General features: G+C 59.4%; 16 protein-coding genes and 1 tRNA gene. 10 read left to right on the forward strand and 7 right to left on the reverse strand.

The genetic code is table 11. From position 1 onward, the window contains the following. Window position 1: 1 nt before the first annotated feature. Complete coding sequence (locus ACSQ8V_RS00555; RefSeq protein WP_436204590.1) at window positions 2–1225, reverse strand: MFS transporter; 1224 nt, start codon at window positions 1223–1225, stop codon at window positions 2–4. A gap of 180 nt (window positions 1226–1405) precedes the next feature. Between ACSQ8V_RS00555 and ACSQ8V_RS00560 the strand changes: the two genes are divergently transcribed. The 3 genes from ACSQ8V_RS00560 to ACSQ8V_RS00570 all read left to right on the forward strand — a co-directional run bounded on the left by ACSQ8V_RS00560 (window position 1406) and on the right by ACSQ8V_RS00570 (window position 4193). After that, window positions 1406–2071, forward strand: coding sequence for a HugZ family protein (locus ACSQ8V_RS00560; protein WP_213764621.1), 666 nt, complete (start codon window positions 1406–1408; stop codon window positions 2069–2071). A 373-nt stretch (window positions 2072–2444) separates the two neighbouring features. Continuing rightward, window positions 2445–2750, forward strand: a complete 306-nt coding sequence (locus tag ACSQ8V_RS00565; protein ID WP_060817484.1) for an H-NS histone family protein — start codon at window positions 2445–2447, stop codon at window positions 2748–2750. 249 nt (window positions 2751–2999) lie between these two features. Beyond that, window positions 3000–4193: a cation diffusion facilitator family transporter gene (locus tag ACSQ8V_RS00570; RefSeq protein WP_436204591.1), complete on the forward strand. Its 1194-nt coding sequence runs from the start codon at window positions 3000–3002 to the stop codon at window positions 4191–4193. Window positions 4194–4224: 31 nt separating this feature from the next. On the opposite strand, the gene ACSQ8V_RS00575 is transcribed toward ACSQ8V_RS00570, so the two are convergent. The 3 genes from ACSQ8V_RS00575 to ACSQ8V_RS00585 form a co-directional block, all read right to left on the reverse strand. Beyond that, the gene (locus ACSQ8V_RS00575) at window positions 4225–4683 is read right to left on the reverse strand and encodes an Lrp/AsnC family transcriptional regulator (protein ID WP_062168666.1); all 459 of its coding nucleotides are present in this window, start codon (window positions 4681–4683) and stop codon (window positions 4225–4227) included. Between the two features lie 94 nt (window positions 4684–4777). Continuing rightward, the gene (locus ACSQ8V_RS00580; RefSeq protein ID WP_436180561.1) at window positions 4778–5428 is read right to left on the reverse strand and encodes an exonuclease; all 651 of its coding nucleotides are present in this window, start codon (window positions 5426–5428) and stop codon (window positions 4778–4780) included. After that, window positions 5425–6069: an MBL fold metallo-hydrolase gene (locus ACSQ8V_RS00585; RefSeq protein WP_436204592.1), complete on the reverse strand. Its 645-nt coding sequence runs from the start codon at window positions 6067–6069 to the stop codon at window positions 5425–5427. Before ACSQ8V_RS00585 ends, ACSQ8V_RS00580 begins: the two co-directional genes overlap by 4 nt. A 676-nt stretch (window positions 6070–6745) precedes the next feature. Between ACSQ8V_RS00585 and ACSQ8V_RS00590 the strand changes: the two genes are divergently transcribed. Then, complete coding sequence (locus tag ACSQ8V_RS00590; RefSeq protein WP_436204593.1) at window positions 6746–7384, forward strand: septal ring lytic transglycosylase RlpA family protein; 639 nt, start codon at window positions 6746–6748, stop codon at window positions 7382–7384. 89 nt (window positions 7385–7473) lie between these two features. Here the strand turns inward: ACSQ8V_RS00590 and rsmI are convergent, their stop codons facing one another. Further along, on the reverse strand, window positions 7474–8376 hold the full coding sequence (rsmI, locus tag ACSQ8V_RS00595; protein ID WP_436180564.1) for a 16S rRNA (cytidine(1402)-2'-O)-methyltransferase: 903 nt from the start codon (window positions 8374–8376) through the stop codon (window positions 7474–7476). On the opposite strand from rsmI, the gene ACSQ8V_RS00600 reads away from it, so the two are divergent. From ACSQ8V_RS00600 to ACSQ8V_RS00620, 5 genes are all read left to right on the forward strand, one after another. After that, entirely contained in the window at window positions 8375–8803 is a 429-nt protein-coding gene (locus tag ACSQ8V_RS00600) for a YraN family protein (protein ID WP_436204594.1), read from the forward strand. The two genes, rsmI and ACSQ8V_RS00600, sit on opposite strands and share 2 nt — an antisense overlap. A gap of 268 nt (window positions 8804–9071) precedes the next feature. Next, on the forward strand, window positions 9072–9659 hold the full coding sequence (locus tag ACSQ8V_RS00605; RefSeq protein ID WP_031357032.1) for an SIS domain-containing protein: 588 nt from the start codon (window positions 9072–9074) through the stop codon (window positions 9657–9659). A 20-nt stretch (window positions 9660–9679) separates the two neighbouring features. Further along, window positions 9680–10486, forward strand: coding sequence for a BON domain-containing protein (locus ACSQ8V_RS00610; protein WP_436204595.1), 807 nt, complete (start codon window positions 9680–9682; stop codon window positions 10484–10486). Between the two features lie 14 nt (window positions 10487–10500). Beyond that, a complete protein-coding gene (locus ACSQ8V_RS00615; RefSeq protein ID WP_436204596.1) occupies window positions 10501–10854 on the forward strand; it encodes a c-type cytochrome in 354 nt (117 codons plus the stop codon). Window positions 10855–10922: 68 nt separating this feature from the next. Further along, window positions 10923–10998 (forward strand) — tRNA-Ala (locus tag ACSQ8V_RS00620). A gap of 670 nt (window positions 10999–11668) precedes the next feature. Here ACSQ8V_RS00620 and ACSQ8V_RS00625 read toward each other — a convergent pair. Together ACSQ8V_RS00625 and ACSQ8V_RS00630 are read right to left on the reverse strand one after the other, a co-directional pair. Next, on the reverse strand, window positions 11669–12040 hold the full coding sequence (locus ACSQ8V_RS00625; RefSeq protein WP_436206567.1) for a hypothetical protein: 372 nt from the start codon (window positions 12038–12040) through the stop codon (window positions 11669–11671). Window positions 12041–12748: 708 nt separating this feature from the next. Continuing rightward, on the reverse strand, window positions 12749–14428 hold the full coding sequence (locus ACSQ8V_RS00630; protein WP_436180571.1) for a Na+/H+ antiporter: 1680 nt from the start codon (window positions 14426–14428) through the stop codon (window positions 12749–12751). Window positions 14429–14860: 432 nt separating this feature from the next. Between ACSQ8V_RS00630 and ACSQ8V_RS00635 the strand changes: the two genes are divergently transcribed. Continuing rightward, window positions 14861–16180, forward strand: a complete 1320-nt coding sequence (locus tag ACSQ8V_RS00635) for a sensor domain-containing phosphodiesterase (protein WP_436204597.1) — start codon at window positions 14861–14863, stop codon at window positions 16178–16180. Window positions 16181–16230: the final 50 nt, after the last annotated feature.

The raw sequence follows: 16230 nt of genomic DNA on the forward strand, positions 1-16230 counted from the left end.
GTCACAGCTTCAACTGCTTCATGATTCTCGGTCCCACGAGCGCGATCAGGGCTGCGCATGCCGCAACCACCGATAACCCGACCGGCAACGTGCTCAACTGCGCTACACCGCCTATCAGCACCGGCCCGAACAGCAAGCCGAAGTAAGCCAGCCCCGCAACCTGCGCGAGCCCTTCAGCAGGGCTTACGCCCTGTACACGCGCCGCCGCGGCGAACAGCACCGGCATCATGTTCGCGAGTCCGAGCCCCATCAGCGTGAAACCTGCGAGCGTGACGAGCGCGTCAGGCAGTAACAGCGCCGCCACCATGCCGATAAACGCCAGCGCCGCGCTCGCGAAGATGAGCTGAGGCGCGCCGAAGCGGGCACGCACCGCATCGCCGCCAAAACGCCCGGCCGCCATGCCGCCGGTGAAGGCCGCGTAGGCCGTGCTGGACAACGCGGGCGTGGCGAGCACAACGTCGCGCATGTAGACCGTTGCCCAGTCGTACATGGCCCCTTCAGCGATCAACGCGACCAACGCCATGCCGCCGAGCGCCCACAAGGCCCTTGAGCGCCAGCGATTCGACGACGACCCGCCATGGACACCGTCCGTGTGAGGGACGTGGGGCAGCACGGCGGGCATGGACACCAGCAGAACGATCACGCTAACCACCGACGCCAGCGCGAGATGCGCCTCTGGCGGCATGCCGTGCGCGAGCAGCGCGCCGCCGGCGGCCGCGCCGGCCATCCCGCCGACACTGAACATGCCGTGCAGCGACGACATGATGGGCCGCTCAAGCGCTTCTTCAACGGCGCTGGCTTCCGCGTTCATCGCGACATCGAGCGTGGCCATGCTGAAGCCGAACAGCGCCAGCACGACGAGCAGCAGCCAGTAGAACGGTGCGGCCAGGATCAGCGCCCCGCAAATCGTCATGCCGATACCGCCGGCCAGGCACGCGCGGCGAGTGCCGACGCGCGTGATCCACGGACCGTTGGTGAGCATCGCGACAATCGATCCGACGGCAACCGCCAGGAGCGCGATGGACAGCGTTCCGGAACTCAGGTGAAATTTGTCGCGCACCGTGGGCACGTGCACGCCCCAGGAGGCGTAAAGCATCCCGGCGATGAAAAACACGGCCATGGTCGCGTAGCGCGCACGCTCGCGTTTTGCCACGGGAAGCCGCCGATGCGCGGCGCTCGGGGTGTCGTGCCCGACGGCACGGGCACTTGAGACAGATTCGGACAAGAAATTGCTCTCTTTGCTTGCTTGTTTCAACGGCCGGTCCTTTCGTTGGCCGGCGAAGCTTTCAATTCTATCGGGTTGCGGACGGACCTGGTTTTAGTGCTTTAAGATCGCAAAGGCCGTTCGCTGCTCTTATTTAGTTCGCTTGCATGGTTGCTGGTCAGTCTCTCGTGAGGTCCCGCTTTGAATATCCCGTCGCATGCTCCGTTGCATCTGTTGCATCAAGTGCCGCACGGCACGCTTGCCACGCACTCGCGTGAGCCGCGCGGTTTTCCTTATCCGACCGCATTACCGTTCGCGCCGACTTCCCGTCACGTGCCAATGGTGCTCATTAGCCATCTGGCTGAACATACGCGCAATCTGCAAGTGGACGCGCGGGCGGGTTTTTTGATTACCCAAACGGCCAGCGATGCCATTCTCGAAGGACAGCGTCTTACCATGCTCGGCTCGTTTTCTCCGGCGCCGCCTGAATCGGTAGATGAACTGGCGCGCCGTTATCTCAGATATCACCCGGATGCTGCCCGTTATCTTGAATTGGGTGACTTCACGTTCTGGATCATGTCGCTCGAACGCATGAGGTATATAGGCGGCTTTGGTGCAATGGGTTGGCTGGATGCTACGGCGCTTGATCCACTCGAACCGTTATCCGAGCAGAATGAGCTTCGGTTGCTGGAATTATTTGCCGATTCTCCCGCGCGACCGGCGGAGCTCGAACTAATGGGGATAGACAAATATGGTTGCGATTTGCGGACTCCCGGAGCGCGCAATCGTTTCACCTTTGATAAACCGAAACAAACCCGTGCAGAACTCAATGCCGCATTGATCGATTGTATTGAACGGCATAGGTGATTGTCTGAACTTCTGATCACCCAATGCGTGTCTTTATGTCGCTCAATTTACGAGATAGCGTTACGGCGTGAGAATGTTCGGGCAAGCTCGCACGGGATGGAAGTTTTAGCCGATATGTTTCGTGTTATTTTCATTTCATGAAAGACTTTGTGGGTTAATTTAACGATGTAAGTAAGATGAATGCGTGGTTTCGGCAGCTTTTACAAGACATCACAAATTGTTACGGACAGCCGTTCGGCTGAACTGATTTAAATCGACAGCGTAGAAACGTGCGCAGAATCCTAGTTGTGTTAATCTGCGATTCATTGAGAGGCTTAACGTTATAACCGGAACGGGCGACGACTCGTACACTGCAAACCACAAGGAAAAGATCATGCCGTCTTACAAGGAACTTCTCGCGCAGCGCGAAAATCTCGAACGACAAATTGAAGAAGCGAAGTCGCGGGAATATGCCGAAGTTCTCAATGAAATCAAGCAGAAAATGACCGACTACGGGATCACGCTTGCTGAATTGGCAGGTGGCCGCGGCGGCAAGAATTTGAAAAACGCCGCGCGTCCGCGTGCGGGCGTTGCACCGAAGTATCGCGACCCGGACAGCGGTAGCACGTGGTCGGGCCGCGGCAAGCCGCCGAAGTGGATTGCCGGTCAAGAGCGTGACAACTTCCTGATCCAGAAGTGAGATGTAGATTGTTTGAAAAAACCGCACCATTAAACGGTGCGGTTTTTTTTCGCCTGCGCGGCGGCCGGCCGATAGCCGATGCGGTTGAAATAACCGCCGGCCCGGTATTGCGACGATATTCAAGGTGACGGCCGAGAACAGGTCATATGTAACTTAAATAGATGATTTTTATAAGGTTTTCTCGTTTTAAGCGAATATGCTGCAGCGCGGCTTGGTAAAATTCGTCGAACGATGACTTCGAGTGATGACATGTCGCAATCAACGGCGCGCGCCGCAGAAAAGCAGGACGTAGCCCGCAAAACAACCTTCTCGAGTATCGCGGTGAATTCTGTGCTGATGGCGGCGCAGATTGTCGTCGGCGTGTTTGCGCATTCCCAGGCTCTGATTGCCGACGGGATTCATTCACTGTCCGACTTGGTGTCGGACTTCATCGTGCTCCTGGCCAATCGGCATAGCACCGCTGCGCCTGACGACGATCACAATTATGGCCACAGCCGCTATGAAACAGTCGCTTCATTATTTCTCGGTGCGCTTTTAATTGCTGTCGGCGTCGGGATGTTATGGCGAGCAGGAGAACGTATTACCAATCTTCAGGACATCCCCGAGGTTCACGCAAGTGCACTGATTGTCGCGGTGATCGTTCTGATTTCCAAGGAGTTATTGTTCCGCTATATGCTCCGCGCGGCCGAACGCGTGAGGTCGGCACTACTGATCGCAAATGCGTGGCACGCTCGTTCGGACGCGGCCTCGTCGTTGGTCGTCGCTATCGGCATTATTGGGAGTATGGCCGGCTGGCGTTTGCTGGATCCTATCGCCGCCGCAATCGTCGGTTTTATGGTCGCGCGAATGGGTTGGACTTTCGGATGGGACGCTTTGCAGGATTTGTCTGATCGCGCACTGGATCACGACGAAACCGAGAAGTTACGCATGCTGTTGAGCAGCACGCCGGGTGTTTGCGACGTGCATGAATTGCGGACGCGGAAAATGGGCGATCTCGCCATTGTCGACGCGCATATTCTCGTCGATCCCCTCATTTCAGTTTCAGAGGGTCACTACATTGCAGAATTGGCGCGAGCGCGCTTGTTGACGAATACCTATATTGTGGATGCATTGATTCACGTCGATCCGGAAAATGACGAAATCAACCCACTGCCGGGCAGAATGCCGACGCGTTCGGCTGTCAGCGATGCCATAAGCACTGTATTGGAGCCTCATGGTCTCACGTACAACGCGTTGAATCTGCATTATCTTAGCAGCGGATTCGATATCGACGTGACGTTTTCCGCTGACTTAAGCGACGATCAACTGGCCGGTCTGGGACGCTGCGATTTTGACGCGCTCAAGCGAAAACTCGGCGCACGCGAGATTCGCTTTATGCGACCAGTAAGAAACATTTCGGGCATCGTCATTACTGAATCGACCGGCCTTTCACGCCCTGACTAGGGCGTCGGCATTCAGTCAATTGAAAGCTGTTTCAAAGCGGTAATTGTGTATCGAATTTGATTTCGCGAAGGACCACGCTGGTCCGGACTTGCGCGACTGCAGGAATCTTGAAGATGCGGTCATGGAGAAAAGCGTCATACGACTTGATATCCGGCGCGACAATCTTAAGGATGTAATCGGCCTCGCCCGTGGTGCTGTAGCACTCGGTGACTTCCGGGCACGTGATGATCTCGCGTTCGAATTGCTCGACACCGCCTTCTGTGTGGCGCGTGAGATGAATATGAGCGAGCGCGCAGACATGCAAGCCAAGCTTTTCGCGATCAAGCAACGCGGTGTACCGCTGGATCACGCCCGATTGCTCCATGTCCTTGATACGCCGCCAGCACGGAGTGCTCGAAAGCCCGACCTGGTCGGATATCTCCTGAACCGAACGGCGGGCGTCCAGTTGCAGAAGTCGCAGGATTTTTTGTGAAAACGTGTCGAGAGTCAACTGCGCCTCCTTTCGGTCGCTACCAACTCCAATAGTAGAGGCGGCAGAAAGGAAGCGCAATGTCAAACGCCCAGCGTGAGCAATATTGCCTAACTCAACGCCCAGACTGCGCGTTTTGTCCTTCGATGTCAGTGTCGTCCGGCGTTTCACCAGCCGCTTTCAGCGACGCCAGCAGCGTCCGTTGAGTCCGCAATTCGGCCAGCATGTTGCAGAAAAGGGCACCTTGTTCAACGGCGTCATCTAGCGCAACGTGAGTGTGCGGAAGTTCGTCGAACCAGTGTTTCGGCAAACGCGGTTTGATCGCCTTCCGGTAGGGCAGATCGGTCAGCGCGAATGCGAGCGTCTTGATGTCGAGTGCCGACCATGAGAACGGGCAGCGTTCAGCGAAACGCATCATGTACCAGAACATATAAGTGAAGTCGAAACCCGCCGGATACGCAACGAACACTGGCTTGCCGGGCAATGCCTCGACCCATTCCACGTAGGCGCGCAATGCAGTGAGCGGTTGCTGCAGGTCGGTCCGGCAGGCGGCCCACGCCTCGGGCTGTGTTTTCCACCAGGCGGCCTGAATTGGGTGAGGCGCCGCGCCTTCCAGTGTCTCGAGATTGGCTGAGAACGTGCCGATCAGCTCCTTGTGTTCCGTGTAGGCCGCCGACGCAAAACTCAGCATGGAGTGCGGGCCGGGGATAGGTCCATCAGCTTCGACGTCCGTGCTGACATAGATTTCAGGAATGGCGGTGCTCATGCGGTCATCCGGTCAGCGACAAACGGGTTGGTGCGGCGTTCATGGCCGAACGTGGACGTTGGACCGTGGCCCGGTACGAACGTGACGTCATCGCCCAGTGGCCAAAGCTTTTCCTGCACGGAGCGCACAAGGTCCGAGTGGTTGCCGCGCGGAAAATCGGTACGGCCGATCGAGCCCGCGAACAGCACGTCGCCGACCAACGCCATGCGATTGACGCGGCTGAAGAAGATCACATGGCCCGGTGTATGTCCGGGACAGTGATAGACCTCCATGGTTTCATCGCCAAACTGAACCGAGTCGCCGTCTTGCAGCCACCGGTCGGGCGTGAAGGCCTGCGCGTCGCCGAAGCCGAAGCGTTTGCTTTGAGCCGGTAACTGTTCGATCCAGAAAGCGTCTTCGGCGTGCGGCCCATGGATCTCTACGCCGTAGTGATCCGCGAGCGCCTTTGCTCCCCCGCAGTGATCCAGATGCCCGTGCGTGAGCAGCACCTTGTCGACGCTCACTGCGAGTTGTCCGATTGCGCTGATGATCCGCTCGACTTCGCCACCTGGATCGACGACGACTGCGCGGCCCGTTGTCTCGCACACAACGATCGAACAATTTTGCTGAAATGGTGTCACTGGAATAAGGGTGACCTTCATGGCTAGGCAACCGGGACGTGTAAAAACGTCCATTGTAACGGGCGAAAACCGGCGCTGCGGTAGCGCGCCGGGCGTTAGCCGAACGGTCTAGCTGTGCTCAAAAAACAGGCGGGAATCGCAATTTTTACGCCAACGGAGAAAATGAGTAACATTTTGTTGATCTCCGGGCGGCTCGTCAGTGTGTTTAGGTATAATCGGGCCACTTGTGCATGGTTTGAGCATGCCATCAATGGGCAATAAGAAACACGAGTAGCGCGTTTTTACAATTGTCATCAAGTACGCAATTCGGAGCAGAGATGCTTCGAAATCGCAATCAAGCATCGGTTTCGGCCGATGTACACGTCTTGTCCAGCCAGGTGCGATGCACCTGCCAACGGCCTTAGCTGCCGTTACGCTGGATGGGGCCTACGCCGCCGTTCCTGCGCAGTTGAGCGCGCAAGAATGTGTGATCCACGTTCGATGGCGGCATGTGGGGTCTGGTCAGGCTGCCGGGGACAGGTTGCGCCAGACGTGAAAACTAACCGGGCATTTGTGGCGAGGTACGCCGCACCCGAGCACTGGCTCGCCGTTCGACTTTTCGAGCGGCGCGTACCTTTGCGCGGAAAGCCTTGAGCTGCCTACGCACGTCCGCGTTTTGCCGGATGGTTGAGGCGGCTCTAACCGTTGATACACGTCTATGAATGTACGACTAACCCGACGTCTCGGGAGTCTTTTGGTCTTCGCAATCCTCACCGGTTGCGCCATGCCGCCAAGCGCCAGCGATCAGGCCAGTGCGCTGAAAACCGGGTCGCAGTTGAGCACCGCAAACAACGCTGCGAACTCGGGCCGAGGTCCGGCGCGCCTCGCAGCACCGCTCGCCTATGACTCCCGGCTGAACACGCTGCCGTCGTCAGCAGGCAATTCGTCTGACACTTCCTCGCTTGCAAACGCGGAGCCCATCACCGCCGGACCCGATGTCAGCGACTTCCAGCAGCAAGGTCGCGCCTCCTGGTACGGCCGCGGTTTCCACGGTCGCAAGACGGCGAGCGGCGAACGCTACGACATGCACGCGCTCACGGCCGCGCATCGCACATTGCCGCTTGCTTCGTGGGTTCGTGTGACCAATGAGGCGAATCAGAAAACAGTGGTCGTCAAGATCAACGACCGCGGCCCGTACGCGCGTGGCCGCGTGATTGACCTTTCTTATGCGGCAGCTGCGGTACTGGGCATGCGTGGCGCGGGTGTCGGAAAGGTGAAGATCGAAGGCTTGACGCAGCAGGAAGCGCGGGCGGCGGCACGAGATCAATCGCTGGCGTCACTCAACCCAGTCGACTGATCATCGTCAACTCGTTGCGTAGGAAAAACGGGCCGTTTCGACGGCCCGTTTTCTATTGCACGGCGCGTTTGCCGCGTCCTTCCTGGTCGTCATTCCTGCTCGTTTTCGCTCTGTTCTCCGCGTGCCTTATCCATTGCCAGCGCCCTTGTGTAAAGCGCGTTGCGCGATGCGCCCGTCAACGTTGCCGCCAGTCTTGCAGCGCTGCTCACCGATAACTCCTCCAGCAACGTCGCGAGCAACGCATCATGGGCGTCGTCCGCCGCCTCCTTCTGCGGCGCGCCTTCCACTACGAGAACGAACTCGCCGCGTTGCCGGTTTGCATCGCCGGAGAGCCACGTTGGCCCTTCGGCCAGGGTGCATCGATGGATGCTCTCATGTAACTTGGTCAGCTCACGAGCAATCAGCAATTGCCGCTCGCCACCGAATGCACGCTCGAGCGCCTGCACCGTTTCCACAATTCTATGCGGCGCTTCGTAGAACACGAGTGCCGGCGTGTGCGTGAGCAGCGACTGCAGTTGCGTGTCGCGCTGCTTCGGTTTGGTGGCAAGAAAGCCGATGAACGAAAACGTGTGAACCCATGCGCCGGCTACGCTGAGCGCGGTGGTGAGGGCGCTTGCGCCCGGCAAGGGAATCACGGGGAAGCCGGCTTCGCGCACGGCATCGACCAGTTTTGCACCGGGGTCGGAAATCCCCGGGGTGCCTGCGTCGGACACGCACGCAATGCGCTCGCCATTGCGCAGATGCGCGATCACGTTCTCGGCGGCGCTGCGCTCGTTGTGCTCGTGTACCGCGATGGTCGGCTTGGAAATGCCGTAGCGCGACAGGAGTTGCGACGTGTTGCGCGTGTCCTCGGCCGCCACCCGGTCGACAAGTCCGAGCACATGCAGCGCGCGCACCGTGATGTCCGCGACATTGCCGATCGGCGTCGCGACTATATAAAGCGCGCCGGTCGGAAATTGCTGGCCAAGGGCTAATTCGGAGAGTGGAGTCATGAGGGCGGGTGGCATGCGGAGGACGTCATTGTGCCATGCGATGAGGGACAACTTTTTGGGGAACGGGGTGTCGAAAACGATCGGAAGCGCGTTCGAGCAACGCGCGCTTGAATATTTGCAGCGGCAGCGCCTGCGTTTTGTCGCCCGTAATTTCGCCTGTCGCGGCGGCGAAATCGATCTCGTGATGCGTGAGATCGGCAGTCAGCGTGCACTTGTATTCGTGGAGGTACGCGCGCGGCGAAGCCGTCAGTTCGCGGCAGCGGCGGTGAGTATCGGTGCGCATAAGCAGCGGCGGCTGGTGCTCGCGGCGCAGCACTACCTGATGACGTGGCGCGGTGCGTTGCCCGTGTGCCGCTTCGACGTGATCGCGTTCGATGCAGGCCGTATCGTATGGTTACGCGATGCTTTTCGCGCCGATACGTCGTGAAAACAGCCTTATCTTAAGTGATGCGGACAGCGAGTGCGGTAAACTGCGCGGAGCCTGCGCGCCGGATTGATCGAGGTCTTATGGTCTTATGTTCGAGCGCTGCGCACGAGTGCGTTGCGGCGAACCGTGGTCCGTAAGGCACCGTAGCTCAAGGTTTGAATTGGTGAAGCATCGGCTTTGGAGACCGTAGCAGCAAGCCGTCGAAGCAAATCATCGCAGCAACCCGTCAATGAACTACCGCGCATGCGCGGCCGATAACCGAGAGTCGATGTCCGTCGAACGTATCCAGCAACATTTCCGCGAAAACGCGGCAGTCCATCGTGAAGCACTCGACACGCTTGCTTTTCCCGTCGCCGCAGCCATTGACGTGCTGTTCGGCGCGCTCGCCAACGGCTCGCGAATCCTCACGTGCGGCAACGGTGGCTCAGCGGCTAACTCACAGAGGCTCGCGTCCGCGCTGGTCGGGCATTTCGAGCGCGAGCGGCCCGGCTTGCCGGCCATTGCACTGGACGCGAATGTCCTGACGCTCACGGGCATTGGTAATAACTCGGCGTTCGAAGAGATCTATTCGAAGCAGATCCGCTCGCTCGGGCAGGCCGGCGACGTCCTGGTCGTCATCTCAACGTCGGGCAACTCGGTCAACCTGCTCTCGGCGATCCAGGCCGCGCATGAGCGCGAGATGTTCGTGATCGCGATGACGGGTGCGGGTGGCGGCGTGATCAGCGAAGTGCTCGCCGATACCGACATCCATATCTGCGTGCCGTCGGAACGGCCGGCACGAATCCAGGAAGTCCATCTGCTAACCATTCACTGTCTGTGCGACGGCATCGACGCGATGCTGCTGGGCGACGAATGATTCTTAAGGGGAACGAGTTGATGAAAAAGACACGCGTCAGGTCGACGCTAGCCAGAGCCACGTTGCTGGCGAGCCTGTTGTCAGGCGTCGCGCTAACCCTGCAAGGTTGCCCGCTTGTGGTCATCGGCGCAATGGGTGGTGCAGTGGGTGGCGGCACGCTCGTCGCCACAGACCGGCGCACGCTGGGCGCGCAGACCGAGGACCGCGAGATCCAGGTGAAAGCCAAGTCGCGCATTGGTGAGAGCCTGCCCGATCAGGCGCACGTCAGCGTGACCGTATTCAACCGGCGTGTGTTGTTGACCGGCGAGGTACCGAGTGATCAATGGAAGCAGAAGGCCGAAGAAGTGGTGCGCGGCATCAACAATGTGAACAGCATCGTGAATGAACTTGCTGTTGAGGGCGCGAGTTCGTTGTCATCGCGGACTAACGACGCCTATCTCGAGAGTCGCGTGAAGGGTGCGATGGTCGGTGAGAAGGACATGCGGGCGAACTTCTACAAGGTGGTGTGCGAGCGCGGCACGGTGTATCTGATGGGTCTGGTCACGCGTGACGAAGGCGCCGCCGGTGCAAATGTGGCGGCGCAGGTCCCGGGTGTTGCGCAAGTGGTCAAGGTATTCCAGTACATCAAGCCGGAAGATGCTCAGGCGTTGTCGGCCGCGGCTGCATCGGGCGCGAGCGCGCCGGTGGTAACGCCTATCGATAGCGATCCGACCGTCGGCGCGGTACCGGATTCGTCGGTGAGCTCAAGGCCGCTCGATGGGCAGGGGCCCGCGCCGGTCGTGAATTCCCCTGTGCAACCGGGTAATCCTGCGCCCGCAGCGAAATGACGCGGTGGCTTTCCATGACCGCGACTGTGTTCACAATGGCGATGGCGATTATGGCAGCGACTGGCCAGGGTGCGCTCGCAGCCGACGTGCCCGCTGCTTTTTCGCCCAGCGATGCCATGAACATCGCTCGCAAGAATGCCTGCATGGGATGTCACGCGGTGGATCGCAAGCTGGTCGGGCCATCGTTCCAGCAGATCGCCGGGAAGTACAAGGGCGACGCGCAGGCGCAAGCGCGGCTTGAAACCAAGGTGAGGGACGGCGGCAGTGGAGTGTGGGGTGTCCTGCCCATGCCGTCGCATCGATCCATGAACGGGGCCGATATCAAGACGGTTGTTGGCTGGATTCTCGCGGGCTCGCCGTCGAAATAAGATGCGCCTCAGGCAGCTTTTGGGCCTTGTCAGACGGTCTTAAGGCTGTGCTAGAATCAGAACACGTTGGGGGGGTAGCTCAGCTGGGAGAGCGTCGCGTTCGCAATGCGAAGGTCGGGAGTTCGATCCTCCTCTCCTCCACCACGAAAGCCTTAAAGAACAACGCAGTTGAAACAGGAAGCGTATTTTTGCAGCAAGTGCAAGGATATGCGTTACTGACAAAGTGCAACGATATGCTTTACAACGAAGCCGACCTAGGGTCGGCTTCGTTGTTTCCGGATGCAGGATCCCCGCTAAGGAGCTCTACCGGCAAGATCGCCGAGGTCCGGCGGGTAATGAATAGCGTCATCCCCTCAATGGGAACGGTGCGATCACCTCAACTCCGACGGCACGAAGCGCGAAAGATGCACTGAAGAACCGTCGCGTTTGAAAAACGTGCCGTCGAACGTCACTTTGAAGGCGCAGGAGCACTTTGCCAAGGGGGGGCCAGCTACATGACGGCCGATACGCTTTGCGTCACACGTCCATGGTGACTTAAGTAAGGCGTATGCAGTTTCGCGAGCGGCATTCCGGAATGCTACGAAAATTGACGCTTAAGTTTTCTAACCAGTGCTTCACAGTCACGCTATCGAGCAGTTTAGGGCGTTGAGCTTGGCCCGACCAACGGACGATCCCTGGCGGTTTTTGACGAAAGCAGGGTAGCCCTTTGACAAAATGTTCGTCGTAGCGCACGCTTCAGCCTGTCCGAGGACCACGTTAAATACCTGACTAGCAACAGACGGTCGGCTATCCGTGGACTTGGACATTTTTGTTTCTAGGCCGCGTCGCGGCCTTTTGTATTTCCAGCTGTTGTTTCGGTGTCGAAGGCTACGACTTCGTCGATGTTCACTGCTTCGATTGCCACTTCGTGCGTCAGTTTTGCAGGCGAGGCCGCGACGGCTACAACTGCCAGCACCTTTGCAGGTTTCCAGAGCAATAGCCCGTTCCTCTCCCATCGTTCGATGATTTCAGGCTTTTCCTTTGCGTATGCACTGGCCGTCCAGTGAAAATTGGACTTACCGGACGCACCCGTGACATCGATCTTGATCGGGATCAGCAAGGGATTGATGCCGTCGGGCATCTCGGCGGTCACCACAACGACGCTCTCGCGCTCCGTGGCCGACTTGTAGACCGCGCCGGTTCCAATATCAGCTCCCTTAGGCTTTCAACCATTGACGGTTTCAGGCCGTGCTTCCCCATGACCTTGACCAGGATGCTCACCGGCGTGATGACGTCGAGGTCGCGTATTCCCAGTGCAGTGATCGCCGTCTTCGAAAATCGCCCAATGCAAACTTGTAGACGATAATCCTGATCGGACAGTAGCGCCTCGACGTGCCGCTGGAGAACGGTCTCGGCCAAAGTAGCCGACAGATCTACGCGGTGAAATCGACTCATGGCGCCTTTTATTGTTGTGCCATGCAGGCACTTCGGGAACTGGGCATTTTATCGGCTACGTCCGGGTCGCAGTGGCCGGTTCATTGATGAATTTTGTCGCCCAAGCAAATTCATGCGGACTGCGATTTCGCCGCGTAGCATGCCGCGCTGGCTAAGCGCCAACTCAGCCCTATATGAGTTCGGCCGAACTCGTTCGTTATCCCGAAAATCGCCAAAAAAAACCGCCCAGAGCCGGGAGGCTGTGAGCGGAGAAGATCGGAGAGTTACAACGACATCATGCACATTCATGGATTGCGCATGAGATGAAGTATGCGACGCTGGGCGTCGGCGGCGAATACGAAAACTCTTAAAAATCCAGCAGGTCGATTCATTCGCGCCCATTGTGTCGAAGCACGGAACGAGCGGTTCCGGGCGTGGCGGATCGCCATGAAGTAACGAACAGGAAACGTCGAAACGCCGCCTACGCGCTGCTGCCTTTCTTCCGGTTCACAATCGCCGTCTCCGATAAATCGATTTCCCGCATCAGCTTGTTCAAGGTTTCATCGTTGATTGCCTGCCGCGTGCGCATCTTGAGCAACTCCGAGCGCTCCGCCCTCAATGCGGCCATCTTCAGCTTCGTCTCCACCATCTCGCTTTGACGCGCAGCCCGGCGGGGTTCCTCTTCTTCGCCAAGCCCTTCAAGACGCCGCCGATACAAACTCATCACGCGCGCGGCCGTATCCGTGCAGCGGGCAGACGCCGCTTCGTCCATCTGCTCGCTGAGATTTTCCTGGGCGGTATCGATAGCGCGGATCGCGGCCTGCGCCGCATGCCGGCGCGCGATGCGTTCTTCGGCCGCGTGAGGATCACCGCGCTTTTTCAGGCCGTTCAGCAGCAGGGGCAAACCGATCACGCCAATCAGCAACGACATCAGGATAGTCGCCGATGCAATGAAGACCGCGAGATCGCGTCCGGGCAGTTCCGATCCATTCGGCAGCACCTCGGGCAACGACAGCACGCCCGCGAGCGTGATCGCGCCGCGCACGCCGCCGATGGTCGTCATCGCGACGGTGCGCGCGCCCGGCACCGCGTTCGCCATGCCGTGTTTCGCGGCGCCCCGGCTCGCGACCCAGCGCAGCACCCAGACCCACGCGAAACGCAGCCCGTACAACGCGATCACCACCGCAGCCACATAACCGAGCAGCAAGCCGACTTGCTGGAGACCGTCGTGATGCGCCTCGATCAACGCGCGTCCGATAATGTGCGGAAACTGCAGCCCGAGCAGGATGAATACCATGCCGTTGAACACGAATTCGATCATCGTCCACGTGCTGGTCATGCGGATCCGGGCCGCCGTGGGAATGCCCTCGCGCAGGCTCTGGAAGTTCATCATCATCCCAGCCGATACCGCCGCGAGAATGCCCGAGCAACCAAACCGCTCCGCGATGAGATACGCCGCGAACGGAATCAGCAGGGTGAGGATAACGCCGGCGGCAGGATCGTCGTCTTCGGACAGCTTCGCGATCCGCCCTGGAATCGATGTCACGAGCCAACTGATTGCCGCGCCGATCACTACGCCGCCCACCGCGATCAGCACGAAACTGATCGCCGCCGCGCGCAACGAAAACACGCCCGTCAGCGCCGCCGCGATGGCGAATTTCAGCGCGACCAGGCCGGACGCGTCGTTCATCAGCGCCTCGCCTTCCAGGATGTGCATCAGGTTCGCCGGAATCCGGCCCTTGCCGGCGATGCCGCTGAGCGCAACGGCGTCTGTCGGCGATAACACCGCGGCCAGCGCGAATGCGACCGGCAGCGGCATCGCCGGGATCATGAAATGCAGGAACCAGCCGAGCGCGCCCACGGTCATGAATACGAGGCCGAGCGCGAGCAGCAGGATCGCGCGGCGCTGCATGAAAAATTCGCGTTTCGGGATGCGCCAGCCGTCCGCGAACAACAGCGGCGGGATGAAGAGCATCATGAATAGCTCGGGATCGAACGTGACGTGCAGGCCGAATCCCGGCCACGCGAGACACGCGCCTATCGCGATCTGGATCAGCGGCAGCGGCAGCGTGAAGGGCAGCGCGTTGGGCAACAGGCTGGTGGCGAAACCGGACACGGCGACCGCCAGCATCAGGATCAAGACAGTGAAAACGATTTCCATAGATTCGGGATCCGGCAGGAGCGCGACGAGTCAGCAGCGACGCTCCTTTTAACGAGGAAGGGGCAAAGTTTAGCTTGGACGTGATTCAAGGGTGTTTTGAAGACTCGGCTGCGCTGGAACTTGCGCTACGATTTGCACTGTCCTGGTGCGTTCGTACGCTGTGCTGTGAACCCGGCGTCTCGTGGCGGTGCACATGCCGGCGCGCGCTCAGGAAACGCGTGGACTTGCGTGAGCACGGAGCTTGCTTTATCGAAGGGGACGGGACGGGTAGATTCCGCTTGAAGATAAACGAGGGCAGTGTATGAAACCAGGACAGAGGGGGCCGGTTGTGCGATGTCGAGCGCAATCGATTGCGTTGATCGGCGATGACCGCGGCTATGACGGGTTGCATGAACGAGGATCAAATGCGGGCATCCGGACAGGGAAGGCAAGATGGTAATAGCGAATCCTGACAAGGTGAAACCGGTCTCGCCGCGGACATTCGAACTGAGCGTGACGTCAGGGTTCGACCGGTATTCGGTCGCGCATGGCGCATGGACGCTGTCGAGCGTGTTTCAGCCGGTGTTCAGCCTGTCACATATGCGGGCAGTCGGCTACGAAGGTTTGCTGCGAGCGCACGACGCGCTTGATCGCGTGGTGTCGCCGCTCGATGTATTCGGCCAGGCCGCGCGGGTGGGCGAGGCGATGCAGGTCGACCGGTTGTCGCAGGCGCTGCATCTTGAGAATTTCAATGTGCTTGGCACGGAGAACGAGTGGTTGTTTCTCAACGTGCATCCGGGGGCGTTGACCGAGCCGTATCACATGGCCGCATTGCTGGCGAATCTCAAGCGCTTGCAGATCGAGCCGCGCCGCGTGGTGCTGGAGGTGCTGGAGCAACGCGCCGACGATATCGAAAAGCTCGCGGACGCCGTGCAGCATTTTCGCGATCATGGCTTCCTGATCGCACTCGATGACTTCGGCGCGGGGCATTCCAATATCGAACGGATCTGGCAGCTTGATCCGGATATCGTCAAGCTGGATCGCGTGATGTTGTCGCACGCCGCGCACTCGGCGCATTCCGTGCATGGGACGAGTCACTTGAAGCATCGGCGCAACATGGAAGCGATTCTGTGCGGCGTGGTGTCGCTGCTGCACGAGGCGGGCAAGCTGGTGTTGATCGAAGGCGTGGAGACCGAGCATGAGGCGCAACTGGCGCTCTCGAGCGGTGCGGACTTCGTGCAGGGTTTTTTCTTCGGCCGGCCAAATCCTGGTCTCGCGGATGCTGTGCAGGCGCACACGCTGATGAGCGAATTGACCGAGCGTTTCCGCTTGCAGACGGAGGCGAAGGAGCGGCGCGTGGCGGCGCGGCTGCAGCCGTATGTGCGAGCGTTCGAGCGTGCGGCGGAACGGTTGGCGGCGGGGGAACCGCTGGAGGAGGTGTGCTGGAATTTCCTCGCGCTGGATAACGCCGCGCGGTGTTTTCTCCTCGATGCCAACGGGCGCCAGGCCGGGCGTAATGTCGTGCTCAGGGCCGATCGCGCGGCGCATGAGGCGCGGTTGCTGCCGTTGATCGATGCGCAGGGGGCGAACTGGTTGCGGCGGCCGTATTTTCGGGCGGCGCTGGGCGACCCGGATAGGGTGCATGTGACGAAGCCGTATCTATCGATTAATGAGGCTTTGCCGTGCGTCACGCTGTCGGTCGAGACGCGCATGGGCGGACAACGGTGCGTGCTTTGTGGGGATATTGACTGGATGCCGGAGGAGGACGAGTAGGGGGCGTTTCTGTTTTCGCGACATCATGAAAAAGCCCGCGAATCGCTCGC

It is taken from the genome of Caballeronia sp. LjRoot31, assembly GCF_964253885.1.
GTDB lineage: Bacteria > Pseudomonadota > Gammaproteobacteria > Burkholderiales > Burkholderiaceae > Caballeronia.